The sequence below is a fragment of the Burkholderia sp. Bp8963 genome (genome assembly GCF_003854275.1).
Taxonomy (GTDB): domain Bacteria; phylum Pseudomonadota; class Gammaproteobacteria; order Burkholderiales; family Burkholderiaceae; genus Burkholderia.
Map to the genome: position 1 here is coordinate 346080 of NZ_QTQP01000001.1, position 18947 is coordinate 365026.

Sequence of the window (18947 nt, forward strand, 5' to 3'; positions counted from 1 at the left end):
ACGGTCGATGTGGCGGGAGGCGACCATTCCATCTATAAAGCTACTACAATTTTTGTCATACCCGGATTCAGATGTCGGGGTGCCAGCTAAATACAGATGTCGCATGTTTCATCGGCCTTTCCGTTGTTCAACGTTGAAGCGCCGAGCCTGAAGCAGCAGGGCGCTTACGCTCACCCGCGGGCCTTCGCAGACCGCCGCTCAGTTCCTGCTTTTGATGCGGCCTCCAGAATCACCGTCTCCATGTCAGCCGCTGTGAACCGGCGTGGTTTCTTGGTGCCGGGTTGCGCTTCGTCCTCCCGCACCGGAAGCCCTCGATGCGTTCGCGACGGTGCGGTCCCGATCCGCCGGCTGTCGCGCTGCGCCTGAAACGCTTGCGCCACCTGCAACGCGTGACTCAGACGCTTGTGGTCCACGATTGCGCCTTGATCGACCTCCGCCAGCCGGTCATAGGACTGAGCTGCCAGTATCTGACCGGCTGCTCGGATTTCGATCCGACCATCCGGGTACTCCCACACCTCGACGTCGCGATGTATCCACGCTCGATTCCCCGGCGTATCGTCCAGCAGGTACAGCACCCGGTCGTACTGCACCGTCAACGCCTTCGTCACCCGGCGTGTCTCACGCCAGGTCAGCAGCCGGTCCAGATCCTCGTCGGATCGCAGCGGCCGGTGCGCATCAAAGCCGCTGCGTGGGGGCTTCGCGAAGCGCGCGTTATACGTGGCGATGAAGGAGGGCGCATAAGCATTGGCATCCGCTACCGTGCTGATCCCGCGCAATCGTAGTTCCTTGACCAGTCGGTCCTGCAACGTCAGGTGCGCTCGCTCGACACGCCCCTTGGCCGAGCTGCTGTTCGCGCAGAACGTGTCGATGTTCAGTTCGTACATCGCGCGGCCGAAGTGCGTGACGCTCTGACCGGTCTTGCCGGCGCTCGTATTGCGGAACACGCTGTACTTATCGCTGTAGAACGCCACTGGCTTGCCATGGCGCTCCAGATACGTTCGCGTGGCCTCGAAGTAGCTGAACGTCGACTCGGTCTGCGTGAAATGCAGCGTCATCAGCCGGCTCGTCGCGTCGTCGACGTACACCAGCAGCGTACAGGCCGGCGCCCGTTCCTCGAACCATCGATGATCGCAGCCGTCGATTTGGATCAGTTCGCCGAGGCAAGCCCGGCGCGCTCGCGGCTGGTAGACCTTGGGCGGTCGTTGCCGGCGCGGGATCCAGAGCCCAGCCTCCGTCATCAGCTTCCTGACCGTTTCCTTGGCCAACCGAATGCCGTGGCATTCCCAGAGCTTCTCGCAAGCCAGCGTCGGCCCGAAATCGGCGTAGCGCTCACGAATAACAGTCAGGGCACGTAACGCCAGCCCGTCGTCGAGCTTGCGGTTGCCCGGTCGGCCACGGCGGCCCGAAGCAACACCACCGGGCCCGCGCTCGCGATACCGGATGACCAGCCGTTCCACCTGGCGCACGCTCAGGCCCAGCCGTTCGGCTGCACGTCCGGGCTTCAAACCCATATCCACCACAGCCTGGATCACCTTGAGTCGATCAAGTTCTCGCATCGTCAGTGTCACCAATCCGGCTGGCTGCATGGTCGGCTCCCGTGCTTGCTCAACGAGCCGTCCAGCATGCCAGCAGTCAAAAACACGACATCTGTAAATAGCCAGAACACGACATTAGGATATGGCCGCTACAGCGCGAAAAGGCGATAATTCACGTTATGTCAAATTGGTTGTGCGCACAACAAAAATGTAAGCAGCCTGGTAACCCATCTTGAGTTTGGCTGAGACGCTTGAGAGTATCGCGACCACTAAACGATTACGAATCGATCCTAATTCGGTACCTGACGCGCCGACCTGCGCTATTTCCGTCTCGCTGCCAGCGCAATGGCTTCGGCAAGTGCGTGCATGAACGGATCGATCTTGATCGGCTTGGTCAAATAGCGGAAAAAGCCCGCTTCCAGGCCCTGCTCGACGTCATGCGGCATCGCATTCGAACTGAGCGCGACAACAGGGATGTTCGCCGTCTCGGGGTGCTTTCGCAACAGGTCGAGCGCTTCACGTCAGGTTGCGCTTGTTGTAGATCGTTTCGAATACGAAAAACAGATTTCGACCAAGCTTTGATAAGCCTATCACCTATGTCTCCTTGATGGCATCTTAAGGCGCGTGCCGCTCGGGCGTCTAAGCTGGGTGATGGCGTCCCGTTCGCCGCGGCCCGCACGCGCCGCCCAGGGGCGGCGCGTGCCGCGATCAGCCCCGCGGCGGCACGGTCAGGTACGGCGCGCTCGATCCGGGCGTCGCGTCCTTGATCTCCATCCGTGCGATCGCCTGCAGATGCACCTCGTCCGGGCCGTCCGCGAAGCGCAGCGTGCGACCCAAGGTCCAGCTGTCGGCGAGCGGGGTGTCGGGGCTGATCCCCATCGCGCCGAACACCTGCATCGCGCGATCGCACACGGCCGTATGCACGGACGGCACGAGCGCCTTGATCATCGAGATTTCCTTGCGCGCGGCCTTCGCGCCGACCTTGTCGATCATCCACGCGGCCTTCAGCACGAGCAGGCGCGCCTGGTCGATCTCGATGCGCGAGCGCGCGATCCATTCGCCGACGGTGCCATGCCGGTTCAGCGGCTGGCCGAACGCCTGACGCGACTGCGCGCGATCGATCATCAGTTCCAGTGCCAACTCCGCCGCGCCGATCGAGCGCATGCAGTGATGGATCCGGCCCGGGCCGAGGCGCGCCTGCGCGAGCGAGAAGCCGCTGCCTTCTTCGCCGAGCAGGTTGCTCGCCGGCACGCGCACGTTGTCGAATGTGATCTCGCAGTGCCCTTCCGGCGCGAAGTGGTTGAGCACCGTGATGTTGCGCACGATCGTCACGCCCGGCGTATCGCGCGGCACGAGGATCATGCTCTGCTGCTGGTGCGACGCCGCATCGGGATCGGTCTTGCCCATCACGATGAAGATGCGGCAGTTCGGGTGTGCGGCGTTCGTGATGAACCACTTGCGGCCATTGATCACGTAGTCGCCGCCGTCGCGCTCGATGCGCGTCGTGATGTTCGTCGCATCCGACGACGCGACGTCGGGCTCCGTCATCGCGAATGCCGAGCGGATCTCGCCGCGCAGCAGCGGCAGCAGCCACTGTTCGCGTTGCTCGGGCGTCGCGAACATGTGCAGCAGCTCCATGTTGCCGGTGTCCGGTGCGTTGCAGTTGAACACCTCCGACGCCCAGCTCACGCGCCCCATGATCTCGGCGAGCGGCGCATATTCGAGGTTCGTCAACCCCATGCCAGGCTCGCTGGCCTTCAAGTGCGGCAGGAACAGGTTCCACAGCCCTTCCGCTTTCGCGCGCGCCTTCAGTTCCTCCATGAACGACACCGGGTAGCGTCCCGCGTGCACCTCTTCATGCCACTGGCGGATGCGCGGCACGATGTGTTCGTGCATGAACACGGCCAAACGGCCGCGCAATTCTTCTACTTTTGGGGTATAGCCAAAATCCATGATCGACTCCGTTCGGTCAGAAAACCGAGACACCACCGTCGACAGCGGCGGCCAGCCCGGTCAAACAAGCACATTCACGGACGAGATACCGACATCGCCGCGACAACATCCTCAAGCCACCCGAAGCACCTGAGCAGCGAGCCCTGCACAAGGGGCATCGTCACGACTCGCGAGCTTCGACCTCTGCTTTCATTGCGGTATCAGATCGTCAGGCCGCCGTCGACGACGATGCATTCGCCGCTCGTATAGCTCGCCGCATCTGACACGAGGTAAAGTACAGTGCCTGCCATCTCGCGCGGCTCCGCATGGCGGCCCAGCGGGATCTTCGCCAGCCAGCCTCCATAGATATCCTTGTCCTCAAACAACGCACCAGCGAATTTCGTCTTCGTGAGCCCCGGCAGCAGTGCGTTCACGCGAATGCCGAATGACCCGCACTCCTTCGCGAACGCCTTCGTCATGTTGACGACCGCGGCCTTCGTGATCGAATAGATGCCCTGCCGGTCGCCCGGCTGCAGCGCATTGACCGACGCCGTGTTGACGATCGCGCCACCGCCGTGCGTCTTCATCAGTTTTCCGGCCTCTAAAGACATGAAGAAGTAGCCGCGGATGTTCACGTCAACGGTCTTCTCATACGCGGCGAGATCAGTATCGAGAATGTGGCCGAAATACGGGTTCGCGGCCGCGTTGTTCACGAGGATGTCGAGCCGGCCGTGCTTGCCGCGGATCGTCTCGAACGTCGCGGCGATGTCCTCCAGACGCCCCACGTGGCATGCCAGTGCTTCGGCGCGGCCGCCCGCCGCGACGATTGCGTCCGCCACCGCCTGGCAGTCGTCGAGCTTGCGGCTCGACACGATCACGTGCGCGCCCTGCTCCGCGAGCAGCTTCGCGATTTCCTCGCCGATGCCGCGGCTCGCACCCGTCACCAGTGCGATCTTGCCGGTCAGGTCGAACAGATTCGTTGCCATGTTTCACTCCTCCATTGATATACATGCGGCGCGTGCCGCTTCGGTTTGTTTCAGCGCTGCGTGTCGATCACTCGCACGGCCTCGTCAGCCAGCAACCTGGTCATGTCGCCGACCTGCAGTGCCTTTGAATTCGATGCGTTGCCCTGGAGGGCGCGAGCTTTCACTCCCTGCGCGATCGCCGCAAACCGGAAAAAGCTGAATGCCAGATAGAAATTCCAATCTCGGATCGGTTCGATTCCGCGCAGTTCGCAATAGCGCGCGACGATCGCCGCTTCGTCAGGAATGCCGAGTTCGTCGCGGTCGTGCCCGGTTAATCCGGGAACCAAGCCTTCGGACGGCAATCGTAGGCACATGCAAAAGTAGGCGAGATCCGCGAGCGGATTGCCGAGCGTCGACAGTTCCCAGTCGAGCACAGCCCTCACGCGATAGCCGTCTCGTGCGAACATCAGGTTGTCGATCCGGAAGTCGCCGTGGACCAGTGCCGGCCGGCCCGTGTCGTCAGGGCATGCCTTCGGCAGCCAATCGATCAGCGTTTCCATCGCGTCGAGACGCTCCATCTCTGCCGCGCGGTATTGCTTCGTCCACACACCGATCTGGCGCTCGAAGTAGTTGCCCGGGCGACCGTAGTCGGCGAGACCGACCGCGTCGACATCAACGTCATGCAGCGCAGCCATCGTCTGCAGCACGACGTCGTAGCAGATCGCACGATCATCCTTCGGCAGATCCGGCAGCGCGGGATCCCAGAAAATCCGACCGTCCTCGAAGCTCATCACGTAGAACATGCTGCCGATCACGTCGCGGTCTTCGCACAGGTGATACGGATGCGCGACCGGCACCGCGGTGCCCGACAGCGAGGTCAACACACGAAACTCGCGATCCACCGCGTGTGCGGACTTCAGCAGTTCACCCGGCGGCTGGCATCGCAGCACGTAGTGGCCGCTGCGCGCGGTCAGTCGGAAGGTCGGATTCGACTGGCCGCCGGCGAACTTGTTCGCTTCAACGGGACCTTCGAAACCTGGAACATGGTCTTCCAGATAGCGTACCAGCCTGTTGATATCGAGTTGCTGTGCCGTGTTCGTCATTGTTCCGATCATTCAGTATTGTGAGTCAACCATAGGTCCGAATCGTGCTCGCCGAGAACGGCGTTCCCATCGCAACTCTCCATGCCGAAAGACATCCGGCTGCTCCTCACCAGATTGAGTTTGGCCATTGCATGCCCTAATTCTAAGGAATACTTATCATATCGATTGAGCTGCTGTTTCTGAAATTTATTTTATGAATCTCACGGCATTCATGAAGCGAATCCTACGCGGTCAAATCGAGATTGTTGGGTCACAGAACTCGACCACGTAAGAAGAGCCAGGAAAAGAAAATTGAAGACGACGTTCGTCTCCTCACCGGGAAAAATAACAGGAGGTCCGCCAGCATCGATGGCTTGTATCATCGGATAGGCGATCAGAGAAGCCTCAAACTCCTTGATGAGGCTGGCCAATGCGCAGTGGATACAACACCTCCCGACCGGGTGAGCTTTCGCTCAAATCGCACGCGTCAGTTCAGGTACGACGCTGAACAGATCGCCGACGAGGCCGTAGTCGGCCACGCTGAAGATCGGCGCTTCCGGATCCTTGTTGATCGCAACGATCACCTTCGAATCCTTCATGCCGGCCAAGTGCTGGATCGCACCCGAGATGCCGACTGCGATGTACAGTTGCGGCGCGACGATCTTGCCTGTCTGGCCGACTTGGTAGTCGTTCGGCACGTAGCCGGCGTCGACCGCGGCACGCGATGCGCCCAGTGCAGCTTGCAGCTTGTCTGCCAGCGGCTCCAGCACCTTCTGGTAGTTTTCGCCGCTGCCCAGACCACGGCCGCCCGACACAATGATGTGCGCGTTCGTCAGTTCAGGACGGTCCAGCTTCGTCACTTCACGACGCACGAATTGCGAGACGCCAGCATCCGCTGCCGCTTCGATCTGCTCGATCGCAGCGCTGCCGCCTTCGGCCACCACCTGATCGAAGCCCGTCGAACGCACGGTGATCACCTTGATCGGGTCGCTCGACTGCACCGTCGCGATCGCATTTCCCGCGTAGATCGGACGCTCGAACGTATCGGGGCTGACCACCCTAGTGATGTCCGAGACCTGCGCCACGTCCAGCAACGCAGCCACGCGCGGCGCGATGTTCTTGCCGTAGGCAGTCGCCGGCGCCAGGATGTGCGTGTAGCCCTCGCCTGCCGTTACAACCAGTGCCACCACCTGCGCCGCCACGTTCTCCGCCAAGCCGTCGCCCAGGTGCGCCGCATCGGCGTGCAGCACCTTTGTCACGCCGGCGATTTGCGCCGCTTGCTGCGCTGCCGCATCGGCGTTCGCGCCCGCAACCAACACGTGCACATCGTCGCCACACTGGAGCGCCGCCGTGACGGTATTCAGCGTCGCTGCCTTGATCGATTGATTGCCTCCCAAGGGGGCTTCCTTTGGGGCGTCAGGTTCTGCAATAACCAGAATGCTCATGTCGTCGCTCCTCCCTCTCACAAGACCTTCACTTCGTTCTTCAGCTTCTCTACCAGCGTCGCCACGTCCGGCACCTTCACGCCGACCGCACGCTTCGATGGCTCGACAACCTTCAGCATCTTCAGGCGCGGGCTCACGTCAACGCCCAGGTCCGCCGGCCGCACCGTCTCCAGCGGCTTCTTCTTCGCCTTCATGATGTCGGGCAGCGTCACGTAGCGCGGCTCATTGAGGCGCAGGTCGGTCGTCACCACCGCCGGCAGCGACAGCGAAACCGTCTCCAGGCCGCCGTCGACTTCGCGCGTGACCTGTGCGCGGCCATCGGCAACCGCCAGCTTCGAAGCGAACGTCGCCTGCGGCAGCTTCGCGAGCGCGGCGAGCATCTGGCCCGTCTGGTTCGAATCGTCGTCGATCGCCTGCTTGCCGAGGATCACCAGTTGCGGCTGCTCCTTGTCGACCAGCGCCTTCAAGAGCTTGGCCACCGCCAGCGGCTGCAGTTCCTCGTCGGACTCGACCAGGATCGCGCGGTCGGCGCCGATCGCCAGCGCCGTGCGCAGCGTCTCCTGTGCCTGCGCCACGCCGGCGGAGACAGCGATCACTTCGCTCGCCACGCCCGCTTCCTTCAACCGTACCGCCTCTTCGACCGCGATCTCGTCGAAGGGATTGATGCTCATTTTGATGTTCGCAACATTGACGCCCGAGCAGTCTGTCTTGACGCGAACTTTCACATTGGCATCCACTACACGCTTCACCGCTACCAACACCTTCATTGCCCCTCCAGATTCAATCTCATAACTCTGTCCATTCGGACACAAAGGCATACCAACCGGATTGCCGATGTGTCCACCCGATGCATCAATTTCAAGAGTTGCCCAACATAGGTCGTGTTGCATACAACTGGTAGAACAGAAAGACTGAGTATTCCCCTGCACCTTGTGGTCGATGCTGCTGCGTTCCTGCTGCTGCGTTGCTCAGTAGACATTCGCCACTCCGGTCTCGTTTGTGCACCAGATTTAGATCGAAAGCCCTCCCGAAACTTCGATCGCTTCCCCGTTGACAAAGCTCGCATCGTCGGACGCAAGGAATGCATAGACGTTTGCGATTTCTTTTGGCGCGCCCAGGCGCCGCTGCCAGCAGTTGGAACGAAATCCATCAAGAACCTTCTCGGGCATCGTTTTCAGAATGTCCGTCTCGATAAAGCCCGGGCACACGGCATTCACGCGGATCCCTTTCGGCCCGAGTTCTCGCGCCCAGGTTTTCGTAAATCCGACTACACCGAACTTGCTAGCCGCGTAGTTCGTCTGCCCGAAATTGCCATAGATACCAACCACGCTCGACGCGTTCAGGATGACCCCGGACTGCTGCTCAAGCATTGCACCGATCACCGCCTGCGTGCAGTTGAACACCCCCTTGAGGTTGACATCGATCACCCGGTCAAACTGCTCTTCGGTCATGCGCGTGACCTTCGCGTCCAGCGTGATGCCCGCGTTGTTGACCAGAATGTCGATACGGCCAAACTTTTCCACGACGTCCGCGGCCAAGGCCTCGATACCCGCGCGGTCGGTAACGTCCAACGAATAGCCTGCGGCCTTATAGCCCTCTGACCTCAGGCTGCTGGCTTCTTGCTCCACAGCCTCCGTCGCGCGGTCGCAAAGAATCACCGTAGCGCCTTCGCTTGCGAACTTGCGCGCAGTCGCCTGCCCAATACCCGCGGCCGCGCCCGTGATGACGGCCACTTTGTCTTTCAGCTTCATGACTTCAACATTCCTAATAAATTGCCGGACGCATTGTCCAGCTGCTACAAACTGGGCCAGACAGGCCCTTACATCCAATTCAGTACGTGGCCGCCATCGACGTCGATCACCGAGCCCGTCATATGGCTACCGGCATCAGACGCCAGCAGCATGGTCGCCCCGTCGAGCTGTTCAACCTCGCCGATCTTGCGCATCGGGATACGCTTGATCAGGTTCTCGTCCAGCCCCTTCTCTTCGAAAGACGCATGTATCTCCGTCCTGAAGTTTCCGGGGCGAAGTGCGTCGACCTGAAGCCCCTTTCTTGCAAGTTCGAGCGCCATGGACTGCGTCAAACTGATCAGCGCCGCTTTGGGGGCTCCATAACCGGTCATGTATTCACCCGCACGCAAGCCGTCAATGTTTTGGTTCAAGGCTCGCGAGGTAGCTGGCGATTGCCTTGCGGTCTTCCGCCGAGGTGCCGTCCGCAAGGCGCTTCATCATGCCGGTCGGTTCGCTACGGGTGCCGGAGGCAAACGCGTCGAACTGTGCCAGGATGTAGTCGTAGCCTTGGCCGGCCAGGCGCGGAAACTGGTCGTGCCCCATCAGTTGCGCCCCGTGACATGCCGCGCAATTCCCGCCCGTCACCAATTGCTGCCCCTTTTCGCGCAATTGCGCATCAGGCTTGAAGTAGCGGTTTGCGATAGGCGAAACCTTGGAGAAATAATTCGCCAGGTCCTTGATTTGCGCGTTGTCCATGGTCATCGACAACGGTCCCATGTTCGGACTACGTCGCGCGCCGCTCGCAAAATTGTGGAGCTGCGCTTCCAAATAGGCGGCAGGCTGCCCCGCCAGGCTCGGATAGCCCTGATGGAGTGAATTGCCTTTGACGCCGTGGCACATGAAGCAGGCATCGTTCACGTGCGGCCACGGGCCTCCGTCAGCCTCATACGCCTTGGCTGATGCGTCGATATAGCGATCCAGGCGATGGAGATCGAGCAGATCTGGGCCAAAGACGACAAGCGCCACAGCAGCGGTGATGGCGGCAACGCTAATCACAATGAGTTTCTTCATGTCCTTCCCCTTACGCCCAACGCAGTGCATTGAGCACCTGCAGAGACGCCTGATGGCCGGAGCGCACCGCGCCATCCATGTAGCCGGCCCAGATCTCCGCCGTCTCAGTGCCTGACCAGATCAGGTTGCCGCACGGTGGGCGCAGTGCTTCACCGTGGGCGCTCCAGAAGCCGGGCGGAATGGCTGAGATGCAGGTGATCGTCCAGGGGTCGCCCCGGCCCCAGTCGTGATCGTGATAGGCCACCGGCGACAGGGCTTCACGGCCCCATGCCCGGGCGTAGAGCTCGGTCAGGATTGACTTTGCCGCGTCCGGCTCCGACGGAAGCTGTGCATTTACGACGAAGGCGTTGACGACTCCGATTTCACCGCCCGGAGGCGAGTTGTCGAAGGCCCAGATCACGGGCCCGTTGATCTGGATGATGTGACCATTCAGACCTTTCTCACGCCAGAACGGGCGGCGGTAGACCATGGCCACCTTGCGTGCGGGTGAGTGCGCAGGCCATGCGCGTTGCAACGCGGCGCGCTTCTCCGGCAGTGGTGGGTCGAACTGCACCTGGTTACACAGGGCCGGATGGATGGCCATGATGACTTTGCGGGCGCGCACTTCGCCGTGGTCGGTATGCAGCGTGACGACATCGCGGTCCCAACCGGAAATCTGGCGCACCGGCGTCGACAGGCGCACCTTGTCGCCCAATTGCTTCGCCATCTTGATACTGAGGATTTGCGAACCGCCGACGAAGCGGGTTTCCTGCGCGCTGTGCTTGATGCTGTCGAGCTGCGAGTAGTCGCGATCCGCTGAATTGATCATCGACAGAAAATGCAGGAGCCCCATCTTGGCCGGGGCCGCGCCGCCGGAAAGAGTAATGCTTGCGTTCCAGCCGACTTGGTCTTCGGGCTTGATGTTCTGCTTTCCGAGCCAGTCACCGACCGAGAGCTTGTCCAGCTCACGGACTCTCGGCGATTTCCAAGGGGCGCCCGAAGGCACATCGCGCGACAGCTGGCTGAGCTTTGCGCTGACCGCCTCATCGGTACCGAACGTCCCCTTCAGATCGACCGCCACTCGGCCATCGCCGCCCAGAATGACGGTCTTGCCCTCGTAGTAGCTCGGAAACGTGTCGACCTCCAGTTGGCGGGCGAGATCCGCGACGGCGGTCTGACCGGGCCCGATCCACTGGCCGCCGACTTCGGAAACGTAGCCGCCTTCGATGTTGTAGTTGAGCGTGCGCCCGCCTACTCGGTCTCGCGCCTCCAGGACTACGAAGGAGTTGCAACCTGCCAGCTGCAGGTCGCGCGCGGCCGTCAAGCCCGCCAGCCCAGCGCCGATAATGGCGACATCAAGCACGCCGTCCGGTGTCTGTCCAGCCTTGGCGGTACCAGCATCGGCTTGCCGGGCGCCAAGCGCCATACCGCCTGCGGCCGCCGCAACGCCAGCGTATTTCAGCCATTGCCTGCGCGGCAGGTTGGCCGGTGTGTCGGGGTGAGATTTCTCTGACATGGTGTTTACGTAACTGCGATGAATGGGTTGATGCTTCGAGTGCCTCATTGCACTTCGATCCCGAACCTGCGGACATGCCGGCCGCCGCAGTTGCTTCGGTGCTGCCTGACAGCCCAGACCAGAAGTGGAGCATTTCCTTTGCGGTAGGCTGCCGCCCCCAAGACGCAGCCGTAGTGCCGGAACATGTCGTCATGACAACGTCTCCCATGCGAATACTGTGTCCGTCTCGGCTCGGTAACGTCTTGATTGATGCTGCGGCCTGTACCCACTCCCGGCGCTTACTCCTTGGTCCAGCCGTTCTGATAAAGCTCACCGGCAAGCACGCCCAGGCGCGACGTGAGGATGTAGTTCTCACCGTCCTCGATCAGCGCGGAGCGCACATCACGGAAGATTTTCTCGATCGGGAATTCGCGCGTCGTGCCGTTGCCGCCGAAGAGCTGAAACGCCTCGTGGGTGATCTTCATCGCCTCTTCTGTGACGCTCACCTTTGCCTGTGCGGTCGCATAAGGGTGGCTCACCGGCGACATACGCGAATACGCGAGGCTGCGGCGTGCGATCGCACGCGCCATCTCCAGCCGGCGCAGCATCTCGCCGACGCGCAAGTGCGTCATCTGGTGATCCATTAGCAGCGCGCCGCCTTGTTTGCGTTGGTGGCAGTAGTCGAGCGCCAGCTCAAACGCCGAACGCGCCACGCCGACAAAGGTCTGGCACATGTGCGTGCCGGCATACGACCACGTCGACGCCAGGTTGCCGAGATAGTCATCCTTCAGCGCAATGGCGAAGCGCTTCGGCACCTTGACGTTGTCGAAATAGATCTCCCCTTGTGGCAACGAACGCTGGCCGATCTTGTCGAGCGGCTTACCACGCGAGACCCCCGGCAGATCGAGTGGAATGATTATCCCGATACCATTGGTAAACGTGCTGTGCTCGCCAGTGCCGTAAAACCCGTCGCCATAGTCGGCCGCCATGTAGGCGAGCGCGACCTGTGCCACCGCGCCGTTCGACACCCATGCCGAACTCTGGCCGTTGATGATGATTTCATCGGTGCCGACCTTCGCGGTAACGTTGCCGACTGGCTGCTTTCCGCCAGCGCTGAGTTCCTGGCGATACAGAATTGCAGCATCGGAGCCGCGGTCGGGCTGCGTATTCATCCAGCAGCCAACCTTGCCGGCACACATTTCGATCAGTTCCTCGTTACCGACCGTCTGGGCCATCATCATCGGCATGCTCGCGGCGCCAATCGAAATGGCGAAGCCCGCATCGCCCCAACCGAGTTCCTCGCCAATGATCGACTCGATGCGAATCGCGACTTCGGGCGGGAACTGCGCGATCAGTTGCGGATCGAGCCCGAGCTTGGCGGCCTCAATGATCGCCGTCCAGTACGGAGACCCTGGGGCGATCGCTTCCTCCGGCGTCATGCGATCGAGCTCCCGGCCAATCGGGCGCAGTACATCGCGGGCAAAGCGATGGACTGTGCTCTGGATCGCGCTTTCCTCTTCGCTCAACGGCGTCTCGAAGCCGGTCAGGCCGACCGACGGCAACTCCACGTTTTTCTTCAGGCGAATCATGTTGTGCTCCTCCATTCCTTTTTCAGTTAAAGCGCCCGCCTTCAGGCTGCAGCGTCGCGCACCTTACGGTTCAACCAATCGTCCATCGCGGCTGCACCACCGAGTGCCCCGTTAAGGACGCACCATCGGAACGGTTCGGGTAATGTCGAGGGCGTCTCGTGGCGCACCGCCGCGAGCAGCGGGGGCTCGGTTCCGCGAATCCGTTGGGCAATCAGGTGGCCGACCATGGACTGGGAGGCCACGCCATGCCCGGAGCACCCAGCGGCGTAGTAAATGTTCTGGTTCGCCCCGGTGGTGCCGACCACCGGAAGCGCATCGCTGGCAAAGCTGATATAGCCGCTCCAACACGCCCGCACAGCGATGTTTTTCAAGGTCGGAAAGCGGTCGCGCAGAGCGATCCTCAACTCGCGATACTGATCGTAGTCAGGCACGTTCGGCGTCTTTGATCCGTAGGGATAGTGAAGTCGCTTGGTGGTCACCAGGAGCGTATTGTTCGCCGTCAAGCGATGGCTTTCCATTGTCCAGTGCGCAGTCACGATGCCTTCACGCCCGGGCCAGCCCAGCGACTTCAGTTGCGCGGGGGAAAGCGGTTCGGTCTCGATGGCCGACACCCGCAAGGGGACCACCTTGTCCGCGAGAAGACCAAGCTGCGGGGTATAGCCGTTCGTGGCGAACATCAGCACCGGAGCGCTCGCGCTACCCCGTGGCGTCTTCACCTTGATCACGGGACCTTCGGTGTAAGACAGCAGCGGCGTGTTTTCATAAATCTTGACGCCTGCGCGAAGCGCGGCACGCCGCAGACCCATCACGTACTTGCCTGGATTGAGCGTGCCGCCACGCGGGGTGTATTCACCAAACAGAAACGCCGGCGGAATGCCCCGCGCACGCATCTGGGCCTCGCCCCAAAATTCTGACTTGGCGCCAAATTCCGCGCTGGCGCGTACGCCCTCGCGCACCTTCTCTTCCTGCGACGGATGAATCCCTGCGCGAATCAACCCGGAGGGGTTGTAGTCGCAGTCAATCCCGTGCTCCTTGAGCTTGCCTTCAACAAAGGGGACAGCGTCTTCGTAGTAGCGGACGATCTCCTTCGCACGCTCCTTGCCGACGTCCTTGAGGAACAGGTCGTATTCGAGCGCTACACCGCCGCCCAGGTAGCCGGCGTTGCGGCCGCTTGCCCCGAAGCCGGCAAATTCACGCTCCAGGACGATCACTTTCGCGCCCTGCTGGGCGAGCTCGAGTGCGGCGGAAAGGCCAGCGAAGCCGGCGCCGACAATCACGACATCGGCGCTGACGTTTCCCTCGAGCGCCGGCTGCATGTCTTCGGGCTTTTCCACCCATCCGCCAAGCGCCCGATACTTTTCCAGGTCGGCTGCCTCTCTGCCGTCCGCAGCCGGCTCCGTGCGCGCACTTTGCATTGCCGCCGCAACTGGTACAACGACGGCCGCGGCTGCCGCACCCTTCACGAAATTGCGCCGGGTGATCCCGGAATGGCCGGTTTGCCCGTCCGGCTTGGTATCGAGACCCTTGCTCATTTCTGCCTCCCTCAATCCTTTTCAAAACATGAACAGCAAACGCGGCCTCTTCGATGCCTTGCTAGCACCGCCGTTTTCCTGAATCGCATGACCGGCGCATACCCCTGGCGTGCGCCGGCCTGAGGGGCCCGTCAGAGTCCGAGGTACGTCCCGACGTCGCCAACGTTGGCTTGCCACAAACCGATTGAACCGACGGGGTACTGCGAGCGGAAACCGAGTACGCGCTGCACACGTTCGGGCAACCCGCGTACCGTCTCAATATCAACGAGGAGCGGAACAGCTTCTTCTGGGGTGAGAAAGCCCGGGATCAGAGGAATGGTCACGCCGCGGCGATAGAAGTCCTTGGTGCGATTCGCTCCACCACCGTGTACCAACTTGCCTGTGTACAAGACAGCGTCGCCGGCCTTCATCTCCACAGGGATCGTCATCTCCTGCGTGCCACGGTCAGCGTAGTCCGGCCATTTGTGACTGCCCGGAATCACTCGCGTAGCACCGTTCTCGTCGGTGAAGTCGGTCAAGGCCACCAGGAAGTTGATAACGACCTCCGGCGCTTGAGCGCCCATCTTGAGGAAATGGGTCCAGCCCTCGAGGTCGCGGTGCAGCGGTTGCGCTCGGCTGTCCGGGCCAATCTCGATCACCTGGGCGGTCGTCAACCAGCAGGTACCGGACTCTTCCTGGAAAATCGCATCACCCATGGCGTGAAAGACGTCAATATCCAGGATTTCCTCACGGAATGTCCTGCTTATCTTGGCCAAAGCAGTCAGTCGCTTTGTATTCACGCCATGGAATTCGGTCATGATTTCATATTCGTCATTCTTGCAGCCCGGCGTGAGCTTTTGCATCTCGGTTTCGATATCTTCGTTAAACGATCTAACCTGCGCCTCAGTCAAATAATTCTTGAGGATGACACACCCGTCTTCCTGAAAAATTGCATGAATGTCTTCAACCGATGACGTGCTCGGCACCGTTTTAATAACAGATTTCGCCACGTTGCTCATTTTGCATTCCTCCAAAGATTGGTATCGATGACGATACAAACAAATAACGGTTTACAAAAAATAATTGGGATCAAACCTACCTTCCAAAACCATTCACATCAAGAACTTAACTCTTCGTGCAATTCACGCACGCACCAAACCTCCACGCCTCAAATCGCCTCGCTCCAATGCGCAATAGGCGTAATAGATTGAAGCCGAGAAATATCCCCACGTGAGCAGCGCGAGAAATGGGAAATTCAATACCAAATTGGTTTCATCCCCTGGTATCTTGTAAAAATCGTAGATACAAGCAATCACCAAAGAAGTCACGAGCGCCACAAACGTGCTCAAAGCCTGCAATGACTCGCCAATTTCCATCAACTTGACGATGAAATAGACGAGATGCCCCGATAACCAAATCCACATCACCACATAGAAGTAAGGAAGAATTCCGACCATGAAATCGGCCGTCACCAATACAATCCCTCCAAGAATTGCACCTGCGACCAGCAGGATGTCTTGAACCACCGACAGCTTGCGCTTCCGAGTGACATCCATCAAACCAGCAACTGCAACAACCGGCAAACCGAATCCCCTGGAAAACGCATCCAGGAAATGCATGACCTCATACGAAACGTGCGAATTCGTCAGCAAAAAAACGATAACGTTTAAGCCAGAAATCCCCAGAGCAAGCCATTCCAGCCCAACAAGATAGTTTCGCTTTATCACAAACTTCACTCCATAAATGAGTGAAGCAAACGCAAATACCGAACAGGAAAACAAAATGCAATAGAGTCTAAGATTCATGATCAATCTCCGGCGAGTATCAGAATTCCGGTTTGAAACGACGCGTTCTGGGAAATCGAGTGTCGGTGCTCGTCATATCGGTTCACTGCTCCGCTCGGTCAGCGATGGACCGCGCCTTGCTGTTCACCCGATCGTCCAGAAGGTTCGCCATGCTCAACGCGCCATTGACGAAGCACCATCGGACCGGCTCGGGCAGCGTCGATGGGGTCTCGTGGCGTAGCGCCGAAAGCAGAGGAGGCTCAGTTCCGCGAATCCGCTCGGCGAGCAGATGCCCCATCAAGGATTGCGTGCCGAGGCCGTGTCCGGAACATCCTGCGGAATAGAAGATGTTCTGCTGAGCCCCGGTTTCACCCACCACGGGTAGCGCATCATTGGCGAAGCTGACGTAGCCGCTCCAGCACGCCCGGATAGCGAGATCTCTCAACGTCGGGAACCGGTCGTGCAGTGCCTTCACCAGCTCGCGATAGGCCGTGTTATCCGGCACATTGGGTGTTCGCGAACCGTAGACGTAACGGAGGCGCTTTGTCGTGAGCACGAGCGTGTTGCGTGCCGTCAAGCGATGACTTTCCATCGTCCAATGGGCTGTCACCACGCCTTCGCGCCGCGGCCAACCCAAGGCTGCAAGCTGTGCCGCGGACAGAGGCTCGGTCTCGATCGCCGACACGCGCAGCGGAATCACCTTGTCTCCGAGCAGGCCAAGCTGCGGTGTGTACGCGTTGGTGGCGAGCACCAGGAATGGAGCGCTCGCGCTGCCGCGTGCCGTTCTTACCTTAACAATCGGACCCTGGTCGTAGGACAAAAGCGTCGTGTCTTCGTAAATCCTCACACCAGCCTTAAGCGCGGCACGCCGCAACCCCATCACATACTTTCCTGGGTCCAGCGTGCCTCCTGTTGGGACGTGGTACCCAAATAGAAACGCAGGCGGGATTCCACGCGCGCGCATGCCGGCTTCGTCCAGAAATACCGCAGGAGAGCCGAGTTCGATACCCAGTTGCATGGTCTTGCGGACATGCTTCTCCTGTGATGGGTGGACGCCTGCCCGGATCAATCCGGATGCGTTGTAGTCGCAGTCGATGTCGTATTCGCCCAGCTTTCGTTCGACGTACCTAACACCTTCGTCGTAGAACCCGACAATCGCCTTCGCCCGCTCGAGACCCACGCGTTTCAGGAACAGGTCGTATTCAAGTCCCTGGCCACCCGCGAGGTAGCCAGCGTTTCGACCGCTTGCACCGAAACCGGCGAACTCACGCTCGAGGACGATCACTTTCGCCCCTTGCGCGGCAAGCTCCAACGCGGTGGACAAACCGGCGAAGCCAGCGCCAACAACGATCACGTCAGCGTTGACATCGCCCTCCAGCGGGGCTTGAAGATCAGCTGGCTTTTCCACCCACATGCCGATCGGCCGATACTGCTTCAGTGCAGCGGTGACTCTCTCTTGTGCCACCGTACTGTCGGATGGCGCTTTTGCACCCTTGTCCAAGGGGCGCGAGGTGGCTCCAACGAATTCCTCCGCCCAGTTCTGCGTTGCATTCGCTTCGATCATCGCTGCCTCCGTCAGGGTTTGCTCAAGATGTGCACGGCGAGCGCGGCCTCTTCGATACCTTGCAGCCCACCGCCGTTTTCCTGAATTGCATGGCGGGCACCCCACACTTGGCGTGCACCCGCCTCTCCACGCAATTGCGTCACCAGTTCATGGAGCTGGCCGATGCCCGTCGCGCCCAGCGGGTGGCCTTTCGATTCGAGGCCGCCAGAGGTATTGATGGGGATGCGTCCACCGATCGTGAAATCGCCTCGTTCGGCTGCGACACCACCCAGACCGAGCTGCGCCAACCCGAGGTTTTCAGCCTGGATGATTTCGCCCATTGCCGATGCGTCATGCACCTCGGCAACGTCCATGTCTTCCGGGCTCAGGCTGGCCTGCTCATAGGCTTGCAGCGCGGCCAGGCGGCCGATGTTCTTTTCCGGCTCGTCGATGCACCGATGCGTGAAGCTGCGAATCACGCTTGCGGCGACTTTGATGCAACGGCTGCGATCGGCACCAATGCGCCGCAGTCCCTCTTCGGTACAGAGGATCGCTGCAGCCGCACCGTCCGTAACCGGCGCACACATCGGCAGCGTGATCGGATAGGTGATCGGCGGCGCCGCAAGCACCTCGTCAATGGTGAAGGGCTTACGGAACTGCGACAGCGGGTTGTGTACCGAATGCCCGTGGTTCTTTGCCGAGACGGCGGCGATCTGGCGCTGCGTCGTGCCGTATGTCTTCATGTGATACCGGCACAGCGCGGCATAGATCGACATGAAGCGGCTGTAGGGCCGGTCGGACTCGGAGCCGCCAGGCGGCTCGACGCCCTCGCCTAGCTTCACCAGGTTCGCGAAGTTTTCGTCGACGCGCGACACATCCCACCCGCCCTCGAACAGCGCGAATGCCTTCGCCTTGTCCGGAACGTTCATCTTCTCCGCGCCGATCGCCAATGCCACGTCGCATGTGCCGGCTTTCAGGCTCTGCACCGCCAAGTGCACAGCGGTGCTGCCCGATGCGCAGGCATTCTCGACGTTGAACACCGGAATGCCCTCGAGCCCGATCTTGCTGAACACAACCTGGCCCGGGATCGATATTTGCCCCTGCAGGTGTCCATTGGTAACGCCCGAGTAATACGCCGCGCCAATCGCGTCGGCATTGCAGCCTGCGTCATGCAAAGCGCCGCGCAGCGCCTCGCCGGCCAGATCGTCGATGCTGCGCTCGATGTGCCGACCGAACACGGTCATGGCGATACCGACAATGTAGATGTTGTTCATGGTGTGTCGCTC

17 protein-coding genes are annotated in these 18947 nt (G+C 60.6%); all 17 read right to left on the reverse strand.

Translation table 11 applies throughout. The features are described 5' to 3' along the window. Positions 1-170: 170 nt before the first annotated feature. Entirely contained in the window at positions 171-1586 is a 1416-nt protein-coding gene (locus DID96_RS01570) for an ISNCY family transposase (protein WP_124597511.1), read from the reverse strand. Positions 1587-1855: 269 nt separating this feature from the next. Beyond that, positions 1856-2038, reverse strand: a complete 183-nt coding sequence (locus tag DID96_RS01575; RefSeq protein WP_409333747.1) for a response regulator — start codon at positions 2036-2038, stop codon at positions 1856-1858. A gap of 205 nt (positions 2039-2243) precedes the next feature. Continuing rightward, positions 2244-3488 carry an acyl-CoA dehydrogenase family protein gene (locus tag DID96_RS01580; protein ID WP_124597512.1) on the reverse strand — a complete coding sequence of 415 codons (1245 nt, stop codon included), beginning with the start codon at positions 3486-3488 and terminating at the stop codon, positions 2244-2246. Positions 3489-3688: 200 nt separating this feature from the next. After that, complete coding sequence (locus DID96_RS01585; RefSeq protein ID WP_124597513.1) at positions 3689-4453, reverse strand: SDR family oxidoreductase; 765 nt, start codon at positions 4451-4453, stop codon at positions 3689-3691. A 50-nt stretch (positions 4454-4503) separates the two neighbouring features. Further along, positions 4504-5535 (reverse strand): phosphotransferase, encoded by a 1032-nt coding sequence (locus tag DID96_RS01590; RefSeq protein WP_124597514.1) that lies wholly within the window; start codon positions 5533-5535, stop codon positions 4504-4506. Between the two features lie 452 nt (positions 5536-5987). Then, on the reverse strand, positions 5988-6959 hold the full coding sequence (locus DID96_RS01595; RefSeq protein ID WP_124597515.1) for an electron transfer flavoprotein subunit alpha/FixB family protein: 972 nt from the start codon (positions 6957-6959) through the stop codon (positions 5988-5990). A gap of 17 nt (positions 6960-6976) precedes the next feature. Beyond that, positions 6977-7726 carry an electron transfer flavoprotein subunit beta/FixA family protein gene (locus DID96_RS01600; protein WP_124597577.1) on the reverse strand — a complete coding sequence of 250 codons (750 nt, stop codon included), beginning with the start codon at positions 7724-7726 and terminating at the stop codon, positions 6977-6979. 243 nt (positions 7727-7969) lie between these two features. Then, entirely contained in the window at positions 7970-8710 is a 741-nt protein-coding gene (gene fabG, locus DID96_RS01605) for a 3-oxoacyl-ACP reductase FabG (RefSeq protein WP_124597516.1), read from the reverse strand. 68 nt (positions 8711-8778) lie between these two features. After that, positions 8779-9120: an SDR family NAD(P)-dependent oxidoreductase gene (locus DID96_RS01610; RefSeq protein ID WP_260463767.1), complete on the reverse strand. Its 342-nt coding sequence runs from the start codon at positions 9118-9120 to the stop codon at positions 8779-8781. Further along, positions 9104-9760 carry a c-type cytochrome gene (locus DID96_RS01615; protein ID WP_124597517.1) on the reverse strand — a complete coding sequence of 219 codons (657 nt, stop codon included), beginning with the start codon at positions 9758-9760 and terminating at the stop codon, positions 9104-9106. The genes DID96_RS01610 and DID96_RS01615 overlap by 17 nt, the downstream gene beginning before the upstream one ends. Positions 9761-9770: 10 nt before the next feature. After that, positions 9771-11255 carry an FAD-dependent oxidoreductase gene (locus DID96_RS01620; RefSeq protein ID WP_124597518.1) on the reverse strand — a complete coding sequence of 495 codons (1485 nt, stop codon included), beginning with the start codon at positions 11253-11255 and terminating at the stop codon, positions 9771-9773. A 278-nt stretch (positions 11256-11533) separates the two neighbouring features. Further along, positions 11534-12823, reverse strand: coding sequence for an acyl-CoA dehydrogenase family protein (locus DID96_RS01625; RefSeq protein WP_124597519.1), 1290 nt, complete (start codon positions 12821-12823; stop codon positions 11534-11536). Between the two features lie 41 nt (positions 12824-12864). Next, positions 12865-14355 carry an FAD-binding oxidoreductase gene (locus DID96_RS01630; protein WP_124597520.1) on the reverse strand — a complete coding sequence of 497 codons (1491 nt, stop codon included), beginning with the start codon at positions 14353-14355 and terminating at the stop codon, positions 12865-12867. Between the two features lie 131 nt (positions 14356-14486). Next, entirely contained in the window at positions 14487-15353 is an 867-nt protein-coding gene (locus tag DID96_RS01635; RefSeq protein WP_124597521.1) for a phytanoyl-CoA dioxygenase family protein, read from the reverse strand. A gap of 123 nt (positions 15354-15476) precedes the next feature. Next, positions 15477-16139, reverse strand: a complete 663-nt coding sequence (locus DID96_RS01640; RefSeq protein ID WP_124597522.1) for a hypothetical protein — start codon at positions 16137-16139, stop codon at positions 15477-15479. Between the two features lie 82 nt (positions 16140-16221). Continuing rightward, positions 16222-17532 carry an FAD-binding oxidoreductase gene (locus tag DID96_RS01645; RefSeq protein ID WP_260463778.1) on the reverse strand — a complete coding sequence of 437 codons (1311 nt, stop codon included), beginning with the start codon at positions 17530-17532 and terminating at the stop codon, positions 16222-16224. A 161-nt stretch (positions 17533-17693) separates the two neighbouring features. Then, complete coding sequence (locus tag DID96_RS01650; RefSeq protein ID WP_124597524.1) at positions 17694-18935, reverse strand: thiolase family protein; 1242 nt, start codon at positions 18933-18935, stop codon at positions 17694-17696. Between the last annotated feature and the right edge of the window lie 12 nt (positions 18936-18947).

Bases quoted from the DNA above. Each gene is read 5' to 3' on its own strand.
- DID96_RS01650 (WP_124597524.1), bottom strand. From the start codon at position 18,935: ATGAACAACATCTACATTGTCGGTATCGCCATGACCGTGTTCGGTCGG.
- DID96_RS01595 (WP_124597515.1), bottom strand. From the start codon at position 6,959: ATGAGCATTCTGGTTATTGCAGAACCTGACGCCCCAAAGGAAGCCCCC.
- DID96_RS01590 (WP_124597514.1), bottom strand. From the start codon at position 5,535: ATGACGAACACGGCACAGCAACTCGATATCAACAGGCTGGTACGCTAT.
- fabG (WP_124597516.1), bottom strand. From the start codon at position 8,710: ATGAAGCTGAAAGACAAAGTGGCCGTCATCACGGGCGCGGCCGCGGGT.
- DID96_RS01600 (WP_124597577.1), bottom strand. From the start codon at position 7,726: ATGAAGGTGTTGGTAGCGGTGAAGCGTGTAGTGGATGCCAATGTGAAA.
- DID96_RS01615 (WP_124597517.1), bottom strand. From the start codon at position 9,760: ATGAAGAAACTCATTGTGATTAGCGTTGCCGCCATCACCGCTGCTGTG.
- DID96_RS01585 (WP_124597513.1), bottom strand. From the start codon at position 4,453: ATGGCAACGAATCTGTTCGACCTGACCGGCAAGATCGCACTGGTGACG.
- DID96_RS01635 (WP_124597521.1), bottom strand. From the start codon at position 15,353: ATGAGCAACGTGGCGAAATCTGTTATTAAAACGGTGCCGAGCACGTCA.
- DID96_RS01620 (WP_124597518.1), bottom strand. From the start codon at position 11,255: ATGTCAGAGAAATCTCACCCCGACACACCGGCCAACCTGCCGCGCAGG.
- DID96_RS01640 (WP_124597522.1), bottom strand. From the start codon at position 16,139: ATGAATCTTAGACTCTATTGCATTTTGTTTTCCTGTTCGGTATTTGCG.
- DID96_RS01630 (WP_124597520.1), bottom strand. From the start codon at position 14,355: ATGAGCAAGGGTCTCGATACCAAGCCGGACGGGCAAACCGGCCATTCC.
- DID96_RS01625 (WP_124597519.1), bottom strand. From the start codon at position 12,823: ATGATTCGCCTGAAGAAAAACGTGGAGTTGCCGTCGGTCGGCCTGACC.
- DID96_RS01645 (WP_260463778.1), bottom strand. From the start codon at position 17,532: ATGTGGGTGGAAAAGCCAGCTGATCTTCAAGCCCCGCTGGAGGGCGAT.
- DID96_RS01570 (WP_124597511.1), bottom strand. From the start codon at position 1,586: ATGCAGCCAGCCGGATTGGTGACACTGACGATGCGAGAACTTGATCGA.
- DID96_RS01580 (WP_124597512.1), bottom strand. From the start codon at position 3,488: ATGGATTTTGGCTATACCCCAAAAGTAGAAGAATTGCGCGGCCGTTTG.